General features: G+C 62.3%; 15 protein-coding genes. 3 read left to right on the top strand and 12 right to left on the bottom strand.

Translation table 11 applies throughout. The features are described from left to right. Nucleotides 1-186 precede the first annotated feature (186 nt). The 7 genes from AC1DIO_RS25025 to AC1DIO_RS24995 form a co-directional block, all read right to left on the bottom strand. Nucleotides 187-774: a hypothetical protein gene (locus AC1DIO_RS25025; protein WP_476770981.1), complete on the bottom strand. Its 588-nt coding sequence runs from the start codon at nucleotides 772-774 to the stop codon at nucleotides 187-189. Between the two features lie 249 nt (nucleotides 775-1,023). Continuing rightward, nucleotides 1,024-3,273 (bottom strand): amylo-alpha-1,6-glucosidase, encoded by a 2,250-nt coding sequence (locus tag AC1DIO_RS25020; protein ID WP_476776596.1) that lies wholly within the window; start codon nucleotides 3,271-3,273, stop codon nucleotides 1,024-1,026. Between the two features lie 62 nt (nucleotides 3,274-3,335). Further along, nucleotides 3,336-4,388 (bottom strand): glycosyltransferase family 4 protein, encoded by a 1,053-nt coding sequence (locus tag AC1DIO_RS25015; protein WP_441507755.1) that lies wholly within the window; start codon nucleotides 4,386-4,388, stop codon nucleotides 3,336-3,338. Between the two features lie 42 nt (nucleotides 4,389-4,430). After that, nucleotides 4,431-5,729: an MFS transporter gene (locus AC1DIO_RS25010; RefSeq protein WP_476854261.1), complete on the bottom strand. Its 1,299-nt coding sequence runs from the start codon at nucleotides 5,727-5,729 to the stop codon at nucleotides 4,431-4,433. 156 nt (nucleotides 5,730-5,885) lie between these two features. Then, nucleotides 5,886-7,181 (bottom strand): NRAMP family divalent metal transporter, encoded by a 1,296-nt coding sequence (locus AC1DIO_RS25005; RefSeq protein ID WP_441491013.1) that lies wholly within the window; start codon nucleotides 7,179-7,181, stop codon nucleotides 5,886-5,888. Nucleotides 7,182-7,563: 382 nt separating this feature from the next. After that, complete coding sequence (ald, locus tag AC1DIO_RS25000; protein ID WP_441507753.1) at nucleotides 7,564-8,685, bottom strand: alanine dehydrogenase; 1,122 nt, start codon at nucleotides 8,683-8,685, stop codon at nucleotides 7,564-7,566. A gap of 148 nt (nucleotides 8,686-8,833) precedes the next feature. Next, nucleotides 8,834-9,469: a DUF1989 domain-containing protein gene (locus AC1DIO_RS24995; RefSeq protein ID WP_441491015.1), complete on the bottom strand. Its 636-nt coding sequence runs from the start codon at nucleotides 9,467-9,469 to the stop codon at nucleotides 8,834-8,836. A 247-nt stretch (nucleotides 9,470-9,716) separates the two neighbouring features. Here AC1DIO_RS24995 and ligD (AC1DIO_RS24990) point away from each other — a divergent pair, with 247 nt between their 5' ends. Further along, nucleotides 9,717-12,338: a DNA ligase D gene (gene ligD, locus AC1DIO_RS24990; RefSeq protein ID WP_476854260.1), complete on the top strand. Its 2,622-nt coding sequence runs from the start codon at nucleotides 9,717-9,719 to the stop codon at nucleotides 12,336-12,338. A 75-nt stretch (nucleotides 12,339-12,413) separates the two neighbouring features. Continuing rightward, nucleotides 12,414-13,202, top strand: a complete 789-nt coding sequence (ku, locus tag AC1DIO_RS24985; RefSeq protein ID WP_476854259.1) for a non-homologous end joining protein Ku — start codon at nucleotides 12,414-12,416, stop codon at nucleotides 13,200-13,202. On the opposite strand, the gene ku (AC1DIO_RS24980) is transcribed toward ku (AC1DIO_RS24985), so the two are convergent. Both ku (AC1DIO_RS24980) and AC1DIO_RS24975 read right to left on the bottom strand, forming a co-directional pair. After that, entirely contained in the window at nucleotides 13,203-14,030 is an 828-nt protein-coding gene (gene ku, locus AC1DIO_RS24980; RefSeq protein WP_476776594.1) for a non-homologous end joining protein Ku, read from the bottom strand. A 626-nt stretch (nucleotides 14,031-14,656) separates the two neighbouring features. Continuing rightward, a complete protein-coding gene (locus AC1DIO_RS24975; RefSeq protein ID WP_441491019.1) occupies nucleotides 14,657-14,848 on the bottom strand; it encodes a hypothetical protein in 192 nt (63 codons plus the stop codon). Between the two features lie 210 nt (nucleotides 14,849-15,058). On the opposite strand from AC1DIO_RS24975, the gene ligD (AC1DIO_RS24970) reads away from it, so the two are divergent. Then, nucleotides 15,059-16,117 (top strand): non-homologous end-joining DNA ligase, encoded by a 1,059-nt coding sequence (gene ligD / locus AC1DIO_RS24970; RefSeq protein WP_476854258.1) that lies wholly within the window; start codon nucleotides 15,059-15,061, stop codon nucleotides 16,115-16,117. Nucleotides 16,118-16,232: 115 nt separating this feature from the next. Here the strand turns inward: ligD (AC1DIO_RS24970) and AC1DIO_RS24965 are convergent, their stop codons facing one another. The 3 genes from AC1DIO_RS24965 to AC1DIO_RS24955 all read right to left on the bottom strand — a co-directional run bounded on the left by AC1DIO_RS24965 (nucleotide 16,233) and on the right by AC1DIO_RS24955 (nucleotide 19,270). After that, nucleotides 16,233-16,649, bottom strand: a complete 417-nt coding sequence (locus AC1DIO_RS24965; protein WP_069881129.1) for a DUF1236 domain-containing protein — start codon at nucleotides 16,647-16,649, stop codon at nucleotides 16,233-16,235. A 122-nt stretch (nucleotides 16,650-16,771) separates the two neighbouring features. Next, nucleotides 16,772-17,023 (bottom strand): hypothetical protein, encoded by a 252-nt coding sequence (locus AC1DIO_RS24960; protein WP_476776592.1) that lies wholly within the window; start codon nucleotides 17,021-17,023, stop codon nucleotides 16,772-16,774. Nucleotides 17,024-17,197: 174 nt separating this feature from the next. After that, complete coding sequence (locus AC1DIO_RS24955; protein ID WP_476854257.1) at nucleotides 17,198-19,270, bottom strand: ATP-dependent helicase; 2,073 nt, start codon at nucleotides 19,268-19,270, stop codon at nucleotides 17,198-17,200. Nucleotides 19,271-19,363: the final 93 nt, after the last annotated feature.

The raw sequence follows: 19,363 nt of genomic DNA, 5'->3' as shown, positions 1-19,363 counted from the left end.
ACGATGGCTCACCGTACCCAACCCTCGCACTGCCGATCAACCTGCCTTTTGCCGAGGAGCGGTCGAGCGCCTTGCTGCCGGCCTTGCCGGCGCCCTGGCTCAGGCACTGGCGCGCAAGGTTTCCATAAGGTCGCCTGCAGTCGCGACCCGGCTCGTTCCGGCTGAAGTTCCGATCGGGCCGCGTCGTCACTGCATGTTGTAGACGATGCGCCCGATCCAATAGCCCTGATAGGCAAGATGCACGGCAGCCATGGACATCTGGACCCAACGTTGCGCGAAAACACAGGCAACGAGACAGAGAGCCAGGCCAATCGGTACCTGGATCAAGTAATCGCCGCTGAGTTGGGTCCAGCGCTCCGTGCCCTTGATCAGGGTATCGACCACGTCGAGAATGAAGGACGTCGCCATGAGGCCGAAGAACCAGCGCCGCCGGTTGATGAAGAAGTCCTCGTAGCCGGCATATTCAGCGACGTTGTCCGGAAACAGCAGCGCCGACAGCAAATAGAGCACGATCGCGTAGCCGATCAGGAAGATGTAGACGCCGAAGCTCCAGTTGGGGATGCGCGACAGCCCGAATTCCCACCACCAGAACAGCACGAGTTCCAGCAGGATCGAGCCGACCCAGAGCATGTGAAGCATCGAGACGCGATAACGATCGGGATGCTGGATGAAACCGGCGATGCCGGTCAGCATCCGGGTGATGCCGAGGCCGATGATCATGCCCATTACGATGCGGACATGGGGAAAGAGTTCATGCGGCGCGACGGTATCCATCGCGTGTGATTAGAACATCCGGCCGGAAATTGGAATCCGGTTCAGCTTCGAAGCGGATCGTTCACTCTTGCCTCGAAGAGATTGAAATCACGTCTGAAAATTGAAGCGACACTTGCCAGAAAGACCCCCTCTGCTTCCGAGGCAATGCAGGCATCGCCTACTCCCTGCGGCGCGGAAAGCATGGACACCGATCCGCGCAACCTCGGTCGCCGGCGAGTTCGTCCTGGAGGCGCAGCCCCCCTGCCCGGATTACTTGGTTTTGACCAGAACGACGCGAGCGTTGCTGTCTTCCCACCGCTTCAGGACATTGATCGTGACATCGCTCTCATGCCGATGCACGCGCACATCGAATCGTGAGGCCCCAAGTCTCAGCCCGCGAATTGTCACATCGTCGAGAAACGAAGGCAGGACGGGATCCAGGAGTTTGACCTCGTTCGTCGCCGCCGGCAATTGCAGCCCCAGGCAAGCGGCCAGCATCGCGAAGGGCGCGGCTGCAGCCCAGGCCTGAGGCGAGCAAGCGACGGGATAGGCAGTCGGTCCACGTCGACGCCGTCTCAGGAAGCCGCAGAAGAGCTCCGGCAGGCGGCGCTGTTCCTGATAGGCGGCCGCGTCAAAGATCGCCTCGAACAGCCGTGCAGCCTCAGTTTTCAGGCCGTAATTGCTGAAGCCGAGCGCGATCAGCGCGTTGTCATGAGGCCACACCGAGCCATTGTGATAGGACATCGGATTGTAGCGGGCTTCATTGACATTGAGCGTGCGAATGCCCCAGCCGCTGAACCCCCCTTCACTCATGAGTGACTGGGCGACCTGCGCCGCCCGCGAGGGGTAGGCGATGCCACCGAACAGAGCATGACCGGCGTTGGAAGAGCGGACGCGACACTGCCGCTTGTTTCCGTCCAGCGCCAATGCGTAGGAGCCGATATCCTCGCACCAGAAAGCCCGATCGAACCGCTCCTGCAAGATCGATGCTTCACGCCGCAAGACGTGGGCGCGCTCGCCGAGATCGAGAGCGCTCGCCATGGTGGCTGCAGCTTGCTTTGCGGCATAGACATAGGCCTGAACCTCGACGAGGGCGATCGGTCCCTGAGCCAAKGAGCCATCGGCATGCGAGATCGAATCGTGACTATCCTTCCACCCTTGATTGGTTAGGCCATTGTCCGTCTCGCGATAGTATTCAACAAACCCGTCGCCGTCGCGATCTCCGAATGTGTCGCACCATTGAAGTGCGGCCTCGACGTTGGCCCAGATCTGCTCGATCGTGGCCCGGTCGCCTGTTCGATCAAAATACTGGCCGGCCAACATGACGAAGAGCGGGGTGGCATCCACGGAGCCGTAATAGAGTCCGAATGGAACCTCGCCGAGATTGGCCATCTCTCCGTGTCGTCGTTCATGCAGGATCTTGCCCGGCTGCGCATCGGCTTCAGGGTCAGGGGCGATGGCCTGTGCCTTCGCCAGCTGCAGCAGTACGCCCCGCGCCACCAAGGGATCGGTCCATAGCAACATCATTGCCGTGATAATGCCGTCGCGCCCGAACATCGTCGAAAACCACGGAATGCCAGCATAGGGGTAAACTCCGTCGGCGCTCCGGGTCATGAGCGTGTAAAGATCCGATGTCGAGCGATAGATAAGATCTGAAAAGAGTGTATTCGTAGACTCTACCTTGGCAATATTGGAAGTCAGAGCGCGCAGGTCTCGGCGAGCGTCCTGGTAGGCCTTGGCAAAGCCCTGAGGTGGGGCGCCGGGGGCGTCCTCTCCGGAACGAATGTCTCGATTGGGTGCGTCAAGCACGTCGCAGGCGATGGCGATAAGGAGCGACGTTCGCTCGCCTGGCTTGAGCGAAAATTGAAATGACGCAAAGTCCCTGGTCAATTGAACAGGTTCAGGCTCGAATCGAAGAACGGTTCTGCGCACCCTGTCGTCGAGGCCGCGATAGAGGAAACGCGCAATCTGCGAAGACATGAGGACGTCGACTTCGCCGCGATGCGCGCGTTTCATACCCCTGACTTCGAAGAGATCCCGGAAATCTGCCGCGAAAGACAAGGAAATCTTGAAATCGTGCGGAACACGGTCGAAATTGCGCAATCCGACACGCTCATAGCAAACGGAGTTCCAGAGAAATTTTGTCCGCTCGATGGCGATCGCATCGCGCGGAATGATGGTCGTGCCATCATTCCGGACAATCTCAGGATTGGCCAGATCGACGGTCAAGGAAGCATTGTCGTCCTGGATGACCGAGCTGAGAAGGAGTGGACGCTTGCCTTCGAAGAAGAGTTGCAGCCGCGAAAGGTGCCTGGTGTCGTTGCAGAATAGCCCCTCCGACGTGTCGGGGGTGATGCCCAGGTCGCCATAGCTGTCGAGAACAGCGAACGCATCGCCCGCCTTCAGTGTGCGCAATGGGCGCTCTACGAGCGACGGGTGGGCATCGAGGGCGTGCTCGGCCAGTTGTTCCTGCAGAGGCGGGATCTGGCGCTCGCCTGCGGCGACGCTGTGCTCATTCATCCCACTGCTCCTCTTCGCTGGAGATCAGGCAGGTTCGTGCGGATTGGGTCATGGTTCTGCGTCTATTCTGCGGCCCTTCGGGTGTGCCCTGGCGAACGCAGCAGGTGATCGAAGGCGTCGAGATAGTCGGTCGCCATCCGGGCGGCGGTGAAATGGCCTTCGAAATACCGCCGGACCTGGAAGCGATCCATGGCAACGCTATGCTTTGCAGCGGCAACGGCTTCAGCGATGGAGTCGACGAGGATCCCGGATACGCCATCCCTTACGACTTCAGGCACGGAACCGTTGCGCCAAGCGATAACCGGCGTTCCCGCCGCCATCGCTTCGATCATCACAAGCCCGAACGGCTCTGGCCAATCGATCGGAAACAGAAGGGCACAGGCTCCGCCGAGGAACGCAGATTTCTGCGCCTCGTCGATTTCCCCGATGAACTCGATTGAGGGATGATCGAGCAGCGGCAAGATTCGGGTCCTGAAATACTCCTCATCAACCGGATCGACCTTCGCCGCGATCTTGAGCGGCATGCCGGCACGCTTGGCGATCTCGATCGCCCGATCCGGTCGCTTCTCCGGCGTGATGCGCCCGAGGAAGGCCAGATACGCCCCTCCCCGCGCGTCGAACGGGCAAAGGCCCGGACCCAATCCGTGATGGACGGTCGCCAGCCAATTCGCAGTTGCCGGCATCGGTTTCCGTTGGCAATCGGAAATCGATATCAGCGGCATCTGGGGGAAGGCCTCATAGACCGGGAGAAAATCGGGCAGGTCCAAGCGGCCATGCAGCGTCGTCACGCATTTGTGCGCGAGATCCGTGAACAAGGCATGCTGCAGCAGATCGAGATGGAAATGAATAATGTCGAAGGAAGCCGCACGCGCCCGGACCTTCGCAAGCATCGCAAGATGGCTCGCGGTGTGATCGCGAATGCCCGCAAGTCGCAAGCCCTGCGGTGCGCAAGCGACAAGCTCGGCGGACGTCGTTGAATCGGCCGATGCGAACAGAGTGACCTGATGTCCTTGCCGAACAAGCTCTTCGGTGAGCCAGGACGCGACCCGCTCCGTCCCGCCATACAGTCTCGGCGGAACCGACTCGGCCAGCGGTGCAACTTGCGCAATCCGCATCCGATTTCTCCAAACGCCGCTGACGCCTGCCGGGACGGCGAGCTAGCAACTCCGGTCGGGCGGAAAAGTTCGGACGCCTTGACCGCCGGCAGCCTGCCCGGCCTGGATCCGGGGGACCGTTTCCGGCATTGCCATCACCATCAGGATAAGCGCGACCAGCCCCACTGCGGACAGCACGGCAAAGGCAACGCTGTATCCGGCCCAGACCACGAGACTGCCGGCAAACACATAGCTCGACGCACCGCCAATGCCCTGAATCGTGCCGATGATCCCGCGAGCCATATTGTAACGACCGCTGCCACGGACGGCACCATAAAGAATAAGCGGGAGCAACACGTMGAACAGCCCTGCGCCGACTCCGTCGAGAAGTTGGAAGCCGATCATCCAGTAGGGGTCATCGACAAGCGCGAACAGGATGCCGCGCAGAGGCACAGCGGCGAATGCCAGCGTCAGCAGCCACTTCCCACCGATGAGATTGGCCCGCATGACAAGGAAAGCCATCGGGATCGTCGCCAGTTGGGCAACGATGATCGCCGCGGACGTCACGGCCGTCTCGAAGCCCTTGGCCTCCAAGGCAAGCTTCTGGCTCGCAAGGGCCAGCATCGGCGCATTGGCGAAATGGAACAATGCAGCTCCGATCGCGAGCACCGCAAAGGGCCGCTCGGCAAACAGCCGTCGCCATGCATAGGGACCGCCCCGGTCGCGGCTCGGTCCTTCGAGACCGCGGGCCAATTGATGGTCGATCGCGCTCGCGGGAATCGAAAGCGCGGCAATCGTCGCCAATCCTGCGAACAGCGGAAGCATGTAGAAGACGCCGCGTTGCCCGAAATGGGTGCCGATCAGCGCAGCAAGTGCAGCAATGAACACATTGCCGATGCGGTCATACGCGGCATTGCGCCCAAGTTGCCGGGCAATGCCGCGCGGCCCGAACATTCCCACCGTGATCGCCGCAATCGTCGGTGCAAAGACGGCCCCCAGCAGCGCCATGCTGACGTCCGCGACGAAGACAACGGCGAGTGTCGGGACCGTCGCAATGGCAGCGCCCAGCGTCGCCAGGGCCCAGGCCCCGCCGACTATGAGGGCCCGCTTGGCCCGCGTGGCATCGATCAAGGCGCCGATCGGGGCGTGAAAGGCAATGCCGATCAGCCCGCTTACGGTCAGGAGCGCCCCGATCGTCGCTTGATCCCACCCGACATCCGTCAGGAGGAACACGTTGACATAGGGCCCAAGGCCCCCACGCAAATCCGCCAACAGGAAGTTCAACCAGTCCAGGCTGAGCCGATGCGACACTGAAACCTCGCCGTGGTTTCCCACCCAGATGTCGATGACTGCGTCGTCCACAGGGCGCCCCCCGGCGGCGCTGCGGTTTGAAGCGATATGCCGAAGCCGGCAGAGGGAGCCTTGGAGAGATGCCCAACGCTCCTTACCGCCAGTGTGCCAGGCCGCTGCCGCGATTGCAGACGTGTTGTCCGCGCGTTTCGCCCTGTGCACGCCGTGCTACAGGAGGCTGGTAGCCACCATTCCAATGGCGGTGACGGCCATCACAGCGGTCGAAAGCCAACCAAAGAAGGTCAGTCCACGGCCGATCGTTTGTACGCCCATCACCCGTGGCTGGGTTGCCATCACCATCATCAGCACCATGATCGGAACGGCCACGATGCCGTTGATGACGGCGCTCCAGTAGAGCGCCTTGATCGGATTGATCGGCGTCAGATTCAACGCCACTCCGCAAAGGGTTGCCACCGCAATTGTGACGTAGAACGCCTTCGCATGCTTCGGCTTGCGATCGAGCCCCGTCGGCCAGCGCAGCGTTTCGCCGACGGCATAGGCTGCTGATCCGCCGAGAACGGGGACGGCCAACAGGCCGGTCCCAACAATGCCAAGCGCGAAAAGTCCTTCGGCAAAGACGCCAGCGACGGGTTTCAATGCTTCCGCAGCTTGCGAAGAGCTTTCAATGTCCGTCACGCCATTGGCATGCAGCGTGGCTGCGGCCGTGACCATGATTGCCAGCGCGATGACATTCGAAAATCCCATACCCACAAAAGTATCGAGCCGTATGCGCGCCTTGGCGTCATCGGCTTGCCGGGGCGCCTCCTTGAGCGGTTCGCGCTTCGGATTCGCCATGATATCCTCGACCTCCTGGGAGGCCTGCCAAAAGAACAGATAAGGGCTGATCGTCGTGCCCAGTATCGCGACGATTGCAGTCAAATAATCAGCCCTTAAAGATATGCTTGGAAGTATAAGACTCCGCCCCAATTCCAACCAATCGATCTTTACAAAAAACAGGGTTCCGACATAAGCGAAAAGGGCGATCGTCAGCCATTTCAACACACTGACATAACGTTTGTATTCCAGTAGAACCTGCATAAGGATGCAAGCAATTCCAAATATAATGACATAGACGAGCTGCGGACCAGCCACGAGCAGGCGCAAGGCATCTGCCATCGCACCGATGTCCGCTCCAATATTGATGATGTTTGCAACAAGAAGCAGGGTTACGCCGCCATAGACCAGCCAATCGGGATAATGCCGACGCAGATTTCCTGCGATCCCATGTCCTGTGGTGCGTCCCAGCCGGGCACTGATGATTTGAATGGCACTCATCAAAGGATAGGAAAAGACGAGCGTCCAGGTCGTCATATAGCCGAACTGCGCCCCGGTCTGGGAATAGGTCGCGATCCCGCTTGGATCGTCATCAGATGCGCCAGTGATCAGCCCGGGGCCCAGAACATGCAGGAGCCGCGGCTTGCTGGGCTCCACGACAGGCCTGCGAAATCCATGCGCGTCAGCCATTGTCGTCCGGCTCCTGCGGCCTTTCCTCCATAAGTGGCGAGATGCCGCGATGTTCCCAATAATCTGCCGGAGACTTACGCGACGATCGGATTGCAGCCAGAGATCGTTCCCGATCTGAGGTCATCCATGTGGGGATGACCGCGCCAAATGGTTCCTGGCGTGTCCGGCTAAGCCGAAGGCGCGTTGAACCGACAATCCGCGCGCCAGGGCCAAGATTCCCGACAAGCATTGTCGCGCCGAGGCGAGCGTTGCCCTGCTAGATCATCGGACCGGAGATCGTATCCAGTCCGATGATCTAACCCTTTGTCTTTGCATCGGCTTTGCCCCGAAAACCGCAATCCACTTTTCGGGCCGATGCTTTAGACCGGAACCTTGCTTGCATTCATGCGCGATCAATGACCGCGAGGGGCTCGACGAATGGCAGGCCTTGAGCCCTTGCCACGGGCTCGCAGGTGACCTGCCCGACGCATATGTTGAGACCTTGGCGCAAGTGCGGATCCTGCTTCAAAGCCTCGCGCCAGCCGTGATTGGCGATGGCCAGCACGAAGGGCAATGTCGCATTGTTGAGCGCGAAGGTGGAGGTGCGCGCGACTGCGCCAGGCATGTTGGCCACGCAGTAATGCACGACCCCATCGACGATATAGGTCGGGTCGGAGTGCGTGGTGGCCTTTGAGGTCGCGAAACAGCCGCCCTGATCGATGGCCACGTCCACGACGACGGCGCCCTTCTTCATGGTGCGGATCATATCGTGGCTGACCAGCTTGGGCGCCGACGCGCCAGGGATCAGCACCGCACCAATCACCAGGTCCGCTTGCCTGACGAGCTCTTCAATCGCCGCCTGCGTGGAAAAGACGGTGGTGATCGCATTGCCGAACTGGGTGGCCAGGCGCTTCAGCGGCTCCGCCGACCGGTCCACGACCGTCACCTGCGCTCCCATGCCAATGGCGATGGTCGCCGCATGCGTGCCCGACACGCCTCCGCCGAGAATCACGACGGACGCTGCCGGGACTCCCGGCACACCGCCCAGCAAGATGCCGCGTCCCCCTTGGGCCTTCTCCAGGGCATGTGCGCCGACCTGAGGTGCGAGTCTGCCCGCCACTTCGGACATCGGCGCCAGAAGCGGCAGGCTGCCGGAGGGTGAAGTGACTGTCTCGTAGGCGATACAGATCGCCTTGGATTGAATGAGATCGCGGGTCTGCGCAGGATCGGGAGCAAGGTGCAGATAGGTGAACAGGATCTGTCCGGGCCGCAGACGCTTTCGCTCCTGGGCCAGGGGTTCCTTGACCTTCACCACCATCTCGGCTTCTGCGAATATTATCTCCGGCCCGTCGACTATCTTGGCGCCGACCGCGACGTAGTCCTCATCGGTGATGCCGGCACCAAGACCTGCGCCCGACTGGACCATGACCTGGTGACCATGATGGACCAACTCCCGGACGGATGACGGGACGAGCCCGGTACGCGCTTCATTGTCCTTGATTTCGCAGGGCACGCCGACGAGCATGGAATTCTCCTCCCATGGAGCCAGGGCCTTTATGTTTGGCCCATAGTGCGCGTTTGATTGCGCGGCTGGCAGGATCATTCACCAGCCCGCGCTCGATCATTGCGTCAAATGAGCCCGCTGGCCAGTGCATGGCGATCTGGTCACCCCATCACGAAGTGCGTGAGCTGCGAACGACTTCGATCTCGATTTCTGTACAGCACTCGCCGTTTGTCGGATGGAAATCGACCGAACACGCCGTAACGACCAGGAGAAGATCGCACTCGGCTCGAACGACGACATACCCGCCAGGCGGGTTGATCGACGGGAGAACCTCAAGCCGACCGTCTGGTTGCGGAGGCGAGTTTTGGAACAGGTCGACCGGATCGGGTACGAAAGGTAGCGCAACGCCCTCTTCCTGAAGTGCCAAGAGCAGGTTGTCCCTGCAGTTTGGGTGATCGTGCAGCCCGGCCCGCTCGTAGAGTTCACGGTTGCAGGCAGGAAACAGCATGTCGTGCGGACCGGGGGACCCGTCCTCGACCAATGTCAGAAACGGAACGCCGCGGTCGCTGTAGAAGCTCTCTCCGACCTTGGGAAACAATCGCTCGTTGATGTCTCGGGTCTGGGCCGTGCTCAGCCAGTCGAGTCGGGGCGAGGTGACGAAGGCCCAGAGATCGGCGACCTGCTGCCCCTTCGGATCGACGATGCGGATGATATCGCCACCCGATACGCGTACTGACCGTCCGGATTGGGCGGGAACGACGATGGACAGGTCGCCTGGCTCACGCTTCACAGAACTCGACTGCATTCCAGATCCTCACATCCATTCCGGATCATCCTAAGGTGCCGGTGTTAATTGACGATCAGGATGGCTTGTTCATGGTTCGGGGCGCGCACGATAGCGCTTCAGCTGGACCTCACGCGCCCCCTGACGTCGCAGGTCTCGAAGTTTCGGAACAATCATTTCCCGCGCCTGTTCCTGTGATGTCTTTGCACGGAGTGCCGCCAGGACGTGCATCTTGCGTGCAAGCTCAGCCGCGAACGCGGAGTGTCACTTGGAAAAGCTCAAGGCGTATCGTCAGAAGCGCGATTTCGAGAAGACCAGGGAGCCTGACGGAGACGCTGCGGTTTCGAAATCGAACCGCCTGCGCTTCGTCATCCAGAAGCATGATGCGACCAGGCTTCATTATGATCTGCGCCTGGAACTGGACGGGGTCTTCAAGTCCTGGGCGGTGACCAAGGGCCCCTCGCTTGATCCTGGCGACAAGCGCCTCGCAGTCGAGGTGGAAGACCACCCCCTGCCCTATGGAGATTTCGAAGGGACCATACCCAAGGGGCAATATGGTGGGGGGACGGTTCTGCTCTGGGATCGCGGCTACTGGCAGCCGGAGGGCAAGATCAGCCCGGAGCGCCAACTGGAAAAGGGCGAACTCAAGTTCGTTCTGGACGGCGAGCGCCTCGAGGGCAGCTTTGTCCTCGTTCGGATGCGTCATGACCGGGATGGCGGCAAGCGCACCAACTGGCTGCTGATMAAGCACCGGGACGCGCATTCCGTGGATGGCGACGGTGATGCGGTCTTGAAGGCCGACACGTCCGTTGCCTCCGGCCGCAGCATGGACGCGATCGCGGCCGGCAAGGGGCGTTCGCCCAAGCCATTCCTCCTCGCGAAGGACGCCCTCGCCGCTGACGCCGAATGGGACAGCCGGAAGGGTCTGGCCGCGCAGCGCAGACGAAGCCCGGAACGATCCGGATCTCCCAAGAGATCTCGCCCGGCCCCCATGCCACCGTTCATCGCGCCGCAGCTATGCCGAAGTGTCGAGCGTCCCGCCAATGGTGGCGGGTGGGTGCATGAGATCAAGTTCGATGGCTATCGCATCCAGATGCGGGTCCAGGGTGGGACCGTCACGCTCAAGACGCGGAAGGGGCTCGATTGGACCTCCCGTTTTGAAACGATCGCCAAGGCGGGAGAGAGCCTGCCCGATGCCATCATCGATGGCGAGATCGTCGCGCTCGACAAGCATGGCACGCCGGATTTTGCCGCCCTCCAGGCCGCCATTTCGGAGGGCAGGACGGAGGATCTGATCTTCTTCGCCTTCGACATGCTGTTCAGCGTCGGGGCCGATCTCCGCGAGCTGCCACTCCTGCAGCGCAAGGAGCGTCTGAAGGAGACTCTCGACGACCACGGCGACGGCGTCATCCTGCGCTATGTCGAACATTTCGAGACCGGCGGCGACGCCATCCTGAAATCGGCCTGCCAACTCTCCCTGGAAGGCATCGTCTCGAAGGCGGTCGATGCGCCCTATGTGTCAGGGCGCAGCAACAGCTGGACGAAGGCCAAATGCCGCGCCGGGCACGAGGTCGTGATCGGCGGATGGTCCACGACGGCCGGCAAATTCAAGTCGCTTCTGGTCGGCGTCAATCGAGGGTCGGATCTTGTCTATATCGGACGGGTGGGTACGGGCTACAGCGCCGCCAAGGTGCAGGCGCTGTTGCCAAAGCTGAAGGCGGCGGCCGCGACAGCCTCGCCCTTCAAAGGGGCCGGCTCTCCAAAGCGCGAGCCCGGGGTCACCTGGTTGAAGCCCGAACTTGTCGCGGAGATCGAGTTTGCCGGCTGGACCGGGGATGGCATGGCTCGTCAGGCCGCCTTCAAGGGCTTGCGCGAAGACAAGCCCGCCGACGAGGTGGAAACCGACCTCCCCGCCGATCCGAAAGGCACCGAGACGCCGCAGCCGAAACAGGTATCCTCGCGCCGTCGGGGCGAGAGGGCCACTGTCATGGGGGTCGGTATCAGCCACCCCGAGAAGATCTTGTGGCCGAATGCGGGGGATGACCGGCCTGTCTCCAAGCAGGAACTGGCCGAATATTTCGCGGCGGTCGGCGACTGGATGATGCCCCATATCAAGGGCCGGCCCTGTTCGCTTGTGCGCGCGCCCGATGGAATTACGGGCGAGATGTTCTTCCAGCGCCACGCCGGCATGGGAACCTCGAACCTGTTCGAACTCGTCCGGGTCTTTGGCGACAAGAAGCCCTATCTCCAGATCGATCGGATCGAGGCGTTGGCGGCGGCGGCCCAGATCGGCGGCATCGAGCTTCACCCGTGGAACTGCGCGCCCGGAGATCCGGAGACGCCGGGCCGCCTGGTCTTCGATCTCGATCCAGGGCCCGGCGTGACATTCGGTKAGGTGATCGAGGCCGCAAGCCAGATGCGCGAACGGCTGGATGCGCTTGGACTGGCCAGTTTCTGCAAGACCACAGGCGGCAAGGGACTGCATGTCGTCACGCCCTTGGCGGCTGGAAAGCGCAACAAGATCGAGTGGCCTGCGGCGAAAGATTTCGCTCGCCATATCTGCGCGGAACTCGCCGCCGAACAGCCCTCACGCTACGTGGTCAATATGGCCAAGCGTCTCAGAAATGGCCGCATCTTCCTCGACTATCTGCGAAATGACCGCATGGCGACGGCGGTCGCCCCCCTGTCGCCGCGGGCACGGCCGGGCGCTCAGGTCTCGATGCCGCTGACTTGGCCGCAGGTCAAAGCCGATCTCGACCCCAAGCGTTTTACCGTGCGGACCGTGCCGGGCCTGCTGAAGACGACCAAGGCTTGGGAAGGCTATGACGACGCGGCAGGCTCGCTCTCCGACGCGATCAAGAAGCTGGGCAGGCGCGCCACGGCTGCCTGACGGGTTGCCGAAAGCGGCGCCGGGGAACGATCAGCCACGCCACCGCGTTCACCGCGTGTGTCGGGAGATGTGACCATGGCGCCGCGGACGTTCTGGAAGGGCTATCTCAAGCTGTCCCTCGTGACCTGTCCAGTCGCGATGATGCCGGCCCGATCGGACAACGAGAAGGTCCGCTTCCATACGCTCAACCGCAAGACCGGAAACCGGATACGAAGTCGCTTCGTCGATGCGGTCACCGGCAAACCCGTCAGCGACGAGGACGAGGTCAAGGGCTATCGAAGGGGCGATGACGACTATGTCATGTTGGAAGACGATGAACTCGACTCCGTGGCACTGGAGAGCACCCGAACCATCGACATCCAGACCTTCGCTCCAAGATCATCGGTCGGCTGGATCTGGTATGACACGCCTCATTACCTCGTGCCCGATGCAAAGGTCGGGGAAGAGGCATTCTCCGTCATCCGCGAAGCGATGAAGCGTACGAAGACGGTCGGAATCTCGCGGCTCGTCCTCTATCGGCGCGAACGGGCCGTGCTGCTGGACGCCCGCGATAACGGCATCGTCTTGTGGACCTTGCGCTATGGCGATGAGGTCCGGCCCGAGAAAGATTATTTCGCCGGGATCGGCGAGGCCGCACCGGACTCTGACCTGCGTCCCCTGATGGACAAGCTCATCGCGACCCGCACCAAGGACTGGTCGCCGGAGCTTGCCAAGGATCCGGTCCAGGAGGAGCTGCTTGGTGTCATCAAGGCCAAGGAGAAGGGCCGCAAACCGACGAGGACATCGCCGCGTCCGGCCTCGGAAGGCAATGTCGTCAACATCATGGACGCGCTCAAGCGCAGCCTGGAACCGCGGCGCAAATAATCAACTCGCCTTCTTGCGCGGGGCTTGCTTCGCCGCGGCGGGCTTTTCGCCGCCGCCAGCCTTGGCACTTTGACGCAATGCCTCCATCAGGCTGACGACCTTCGAGGGCTCGGGCCGCTTCTGTGGCTTGATCTTGCGGCCTTCGATCTTGGCCTGGACGAGTTCGGCCAGCGCGGCTTCATAGCGATCGTCGAATTGCTTGGGATCGAACCTGCCAGCCTTCGTCTTGATGATGTGCTCGGCCAGGTCGAGCATCTCACCGTCGATCTTGATGCCCGGGATCTCGCTGAAGGCGTCCTCGGCCGAGCGGACCTCGTAGTCGAAGTTCAACGTCGTCGCCACCAAGCCCTCGTCCTGAGGACGGATCAGGATCGATCGCATCCGGCGGAAGATGACCGTTCGGGCCAGCGCGGCCGACTTCTGGTCCTTCATTCCCTCGCGGATCAGCGCGAAGGCTTCGGACGCCACGGGTGAGGCAGGCGCGACATAGTAGGGCTTGTCGAAGAAGATCTCGTCGATCTCGTCGCACCGCAGGAACGTCTCGACCGTGAGGGTCTTGTCGCTTTCCGGGATCGCGGCGGCGATCTCTTCCGGTTCGAGCAGGACGTAATCGCCGTTGCCCTTGTCGTAGCCCTTGACCTGATCCTCGGTCTCGACCGGCTTGCCGGAGACCTCGTCGATGTACTGACGATGGACGCGGTTGCCGGTCTTGCGGTTCAAGGTGTGAAACGAGATCCGCTCGGCGGTCGAGGCTGCCGTGTAGAGCGAAACCGGGCAGCTCACCTCGGCGATCTTCAGAACGCCTTTCCAGACAGCGCGCGGCGCCATGACATTCCCCCATAGCATTTCAGCGGACGCGAGCGAGCAACGAGCGGGCGTCCATGATGGTTCCAGTTTGCACCGCACCACGCGACCAAAGAAGCACCGGAACCGTGATGGACGTCGGCGCGCGGCTGCATTCGTTCACGACAGAAACGGCGTCGACTGGCGGCTACAGGGAACACGTTATCGTGAGATGGTTCTGCCCTTATGCGCCCCAGGCACCCGAGCACCTGAACAGGGCTTGCCCGGCCGGAGCGTCGCAACGGCTCTGTCTCGTCTTCCGTTTCGTTGACGGGCTGGTCGCATTGCCCTGCCAAGCGCGGGAACCTCAACCAGGCCTCACGTGGTCATGGCGATGTCCGCAAGGGCGTCTGCCGCGGCTCGTAGGCGTGGATGGCCGTTCTAAGCGCAGCGAGCTGACGATCTCGGGCGGTGCTCGGCCTGATGCCTTCCAACTGGCCAACGCGCTCACAAGCATCACGATAGTCTTCGTGCGTGCGGAGTGTCACCGTCACTGGTTCTGATCTAGAAAGGGTATCGGACATGCAAAGCACCTCCCTGTAGGGAGCAACCTAAACCTTGGAGCGCTTCCGGCAATGTCATTTGCCGGATGCGGCAACACTTGGTCGAATTCACTCCAGCCGCGTGATGATCAGACCGGTTCTGGCGACCTCGAACTTGCGCTCATCGACAAAGTTCACGAGCGCGCCGCTATCGAGCGTGTAGGTGATGCTGCGCAGACCGGGATAAAGCCGCCAGACGATGACCGCATAATGCTTGCCGTCCTCGTCCTCACAGATCTCGCGTGACAGCTCGGTCGGCATGATGGCAGCCGGCCGGGGGCGACCACTCCGCGGCCGTCGATCGGAAGGTCGTCCGGGTTTCCGCTTGGGATGAAAAGCGCGGGGTAACGAACCCATGTCAGCACTCCCATATCACCACCATATCCTAACTGCTGAGGCGGCACGAAGTTCCACGTCGCCGGAACGAGTGCCCGCTGCCCGGCGTTTGTCTGCGGTGGAGGAGAACCCGTCATGCGCGCGCGCCAGATGTCGCGGTCCGGCCCCGGTTCGGAGGCGTTGAAGGGCACGGTCGTGTCGCCCGTTGCCATACCAGTGGAGGCCCGTCTCCCTGACGACAGCACGCAAGATGACGATCCCATGCCGCAGCATGTCGAGCCATGCCTTGCCAGTGAGGCGGCAAAGCCGCCCAAGGGGGCCAATTGGTCTTTCGAGGTGGCATGGGACGGCTACCGGCTTGCCGTCCATATCGAGCCTTCGCGCGAGGTGCGCCTGCTTACGCGAGACGGCCGGGATTGGACGGCCCGCTTTCCCGCGATCGTGGCGGCGGCGAAACAGATCGTCGTCGACAGTGCTATCCTCGATGGCGAGGCCGTCATCCTCGACCGGAGCGGAAAATCGGATCTCGCGGCCTTGGAGCAAGCGCTCGGCGGGCGAGACGGCAAGGGCAGCGCCGAACTCGCGGTCCTGTTTGCCTTCGATCTTCTGTACCTCAATGGACAGGATCTGCGGCATCTGCCGCTCTCGCAGCGACGCGAGGTCCTGGCCGATGCAATCGACCGCGCGTCTCCCGGTATCCTGCTCAGTGAGGACGTGATTGCCGACGGAGAGGCGTTCTACACCCTCGCCTGCAAGCTCGGCCTCGAAGGCATCATCGCAAAACGCCTTGATGCACCCTATCGCTCCGGCCGCGATGGTGACTGGCTCAAGATCAGGTGCATCCAGTCGGAGCGCTTCGTCATCATCGGATATGAGCCTTCGATCGGCTTTGGAGGAATCGGCAGGTTGCTGCTCGCTGCGGAAAAGGCCGACGGCCTGGTCTATGTCGGCGGGGTTGGCAGCGGCTTCACCGAGCTGTCCGGCGCCGCCTTGAAGGCGCGGCTCKACGCGAGACTCGTTCCGCGACCACCCCTGGCCATCCAGCGGACAGCCGCGCGCTGGGTTTCGCCCCTGCTGGTTGCCGAGATCGAATTCCGCGGCTGGACCGATGACGGCAAGCTTCGCCATGCGACTTACAAGGGCCTGCGCGACGAAGCCGGTGCTGCGACGATCTTTCGGTTCGATGATGCATAGGAGTCAGGACCGAGCCAGGGCCGGACATCGCGGACAAGGCCACGCGTTCGCCAGGCAGCAAACGGCCCGCCAACGGAAGCCGCTGGCGGGCCGAACGGTTGGACGATTGTGCTGATCACTCGATGATCTGAACGATCCTGCGGGTGCCGGGCTCGACCAGCACAGTGCGGTTATTCACGACCGTATAGCGGTACTGGGTCGCGCCATACTCGCGCGGCACTTCGCGATAGGTCACGCCCTCATTCGGGAGCACGGTGCCGACCGCGAGCGGCTCGGCATAGGTGTAGGACGGCACACGCTGCTCGACCACATAGGTCTTGAAGCGGGGGGTGTTGTCGCCGACGATGCCGCCTACGACAGCGCCACCCACGCCGCCGACAACAGCACCGACCGGACCGCCGACGATCGCCCCGCCCACGGCGCCTGTCGCCGCGCCGGCAGCTGCACCACCCTGCGCGCCCTGCGGATTCTGGGCGAATGACGCGACGGGCACGAGAATCAGGGTCGCGGCGAGAGCAAGTTTCTTCATCATCACAGATCTCCTTCGCTGAGGGTTCTGTGTTCAGGAACGGGCTCGATTCCGGTTTGTTCCACCGATCGGCATCCGGACGTTGGTGTCCCGCGAGAGGCCGCCTCCGCCGCGAACGGCCGCAATCAGGTCTCGGCCTGGGTCACCCCAAGCTTGTGCCAGAGCTGTTCCCTGTCCATGCAGGAGACGTCGTAGGTGACCTGCCGGCCCTTGAATTCCGGTCGTTTTCCGAACTCCAACGTCATCGCGCGCGCGATGTCGTCGATGCGGGCCTCGCAGGCCTGCACCGTGGTGAAACCCAGTTCGCTGATCCGGGCGGCGGTGCAGGTCGCTTCGCCGGAAATGCAGGCGACAATCACCATCGTGAAGGCATCCATGGAGGCACTCCGAGTGAAATCGAGTCAGGCCAGCCATTAAGGCTGGGGTTTCTGGGTTACCGAGAGCTTAAGGGGAACAAGCAAGATGCGGGCCGGCGCCACCGGCGCAGGCCGATCGCGCCCTGTGCGGTCGCATCGGCTTACCCGAAAACCGCAATCCTCCGGGCCGATGCTTCAGCGCCACATGCCCTTGAGCCGTGCCGATACGTCAATTCTCACGCCGCTGCGGTGTTGCATGGCGGCCTGAGCCTGCTCGATGGGCCAGGTCGCCTGCTCGAACAGGTGCAGCAGGGCATGCGGGATGAACCGCGTGCGTGCCGCGTAGACATGCCGATCGCCTCGCGCGGCCTGGCCATGAGTGAAGAAGCGCTGCGGCACGACCAGATGCAGGTCGTCCCTGGCGCGCGTCATCGCGACATAGAGCAGCCTGCGCTCCTCCTCGATCTCGGCGGTCTCCCCGACGGCAAGGTCACTGGGAAGACAGCCGTCCACCGTGTTCAGCACAAAGACCGACTTCCATTCCTGTCCCTTGGCGGAGTGGATGGTCGAGAGGATKAGAAAATCCTCGTCCAGCGATGGCGGACCCGCTTCATCGCTCGTTGCGTCGGGCGGATTGAGGGTGAGCTCGGTGAGGAAGCGCTCGCGGGATGGATAGCCGGAGGCGATCTGCTCCAGCTGAACCAGATCGGCTCGACGCGTGGTGAAATCCTCGTGAATGCGCTCCAGGTGAGGGTCGTACCAGAGACGGGCCCGTTCGAGGTCTGCCGGCCAGCCTATCCCTGAGCGCAGCGCCCGGAATGTCGCAACGAAATCCGGCCAGGCGTCGCCCGTACGCGCGGGCGCCGACAGCTCCGCGAGGCCTGCTGCGAAATCATCTGCCGTGCCGGCCTGATCGAGCACGCGTTGCGCGGAGGTCGGCCCCACGCCCGGAAGCAGCTGCAGCAAGCGGAACCCGGCGACCCTGTCGCGCGGATTCTCGACGAAGCGCAGCATCGCCAGCATGTCTTTGACATGGGCGGCATCGAGGAATTTCAGCCCGCCGAACTTCTTGTAAGGAATATTGCGCCGTGTCAGCTCGACCTCCAGCGGGCCGCTGTGATGCGAGGCGCGAAAGAGCACCGCCTGCTGCTTGAGCGTGTGCCCCGCCTCCCTGTTCTCCCGCACGCGCGTCGCGACGAAGCGCGCCTGGTCGGCTTCGTCGCGAACATTGACGAGTTGGGGCTTGCCGCCCGACTGGCGGTCGGTCCAGAGGTTCTTGGTGAAGCGCTCGCGGGCGAGCTCGATCACCCCATTCGCGGCGGCCAGAATGGGCTGGTTCGAACGATAGTTCTGATCCAGCGTGACGACCTCAGCCGGTGGGCTGAAGGCCTGGGGGAAATCGAGGATATTGCGGATCTCGGCGGCGCGGAACGAGTAGATCGATTGCGCGTCATCGCCGACGACGGTGAGCCCCTGGCCATCGGGCTTGAGCGCCAGCAGGATCGAGGCCTGAAGCTTGTTGGTATCCTGATACTCGTCGACGAAGACATGGTCGAAACGTCCGCCCATCTCCGCGGCAAGGCTGGGCTCGCTTGCGGCCTGGGCCCAGCACAGCAGAAGATCGTCGTAATCAAGGACGTTCTGGGCCTGCTTGGCCTCGACATAGGCTGAAAAGAGCTGCTTCAGCTCCCCTGCCCATGATGCGCACCAGGGAAAGGAAGCACCCAGCACGGCCTCAACCGGCTCTTCGGCATTGACGCAGCGCGAATAGATCGCAAGGCAGGTGCCCTTCTTGGGAAAGCGCCCTTCCGTTTTCGAGTAGCCAAGCTCGTGACGAGCGAGGTTCATCAGGTCGGCGCTGTCCTCGCGGTCATGGATCGTGAAATGCGGATCGAGCCCAAGCTCCGGCGCGTAATCCCGGAGCAGCCTTGCTCCCACGCTGTGAAAGGTCCCGGCCCAGGTCAGCGCGTCGGTCATGACGGCAGCCCCCTCTCCCAGCACGTCGCGCGCGATGCGCTCCACCCGCCTCGCCATCTCGGCTGCAGCGCGTCGGGAGAAGGTCAGCATCATCATGCGGCGCGGGTCCGCACCGTTCAGGATCAGATGCGCGACACGATGCGCGAGCGTGTTGGTCTTGCCGGATCCCGCCCCCGCGATCACCAGCAAGGGACCCGGCTGCGTGCCGACGCCGTGCTCCACCGCGCGGCGTTGCGCGGGGTTGAGCCTGTCGAGATAGCTTGGTGGCGCCAGCGAATCGAGAGCGAACATGTCTCATATTCGATCATTTTTCGCGTTTTGTTCGCAACGCAAAAGATCGGGAATAGGGCAGCCGTCCTGAGCCAGATGGCCGAAGCCCTATGG

The organism is Allobosea sp. 05T439, from assembly GCF_056396005.1.
This window is presented reverse-complemented; position numbering and strand designations above follow the sequence as displayed.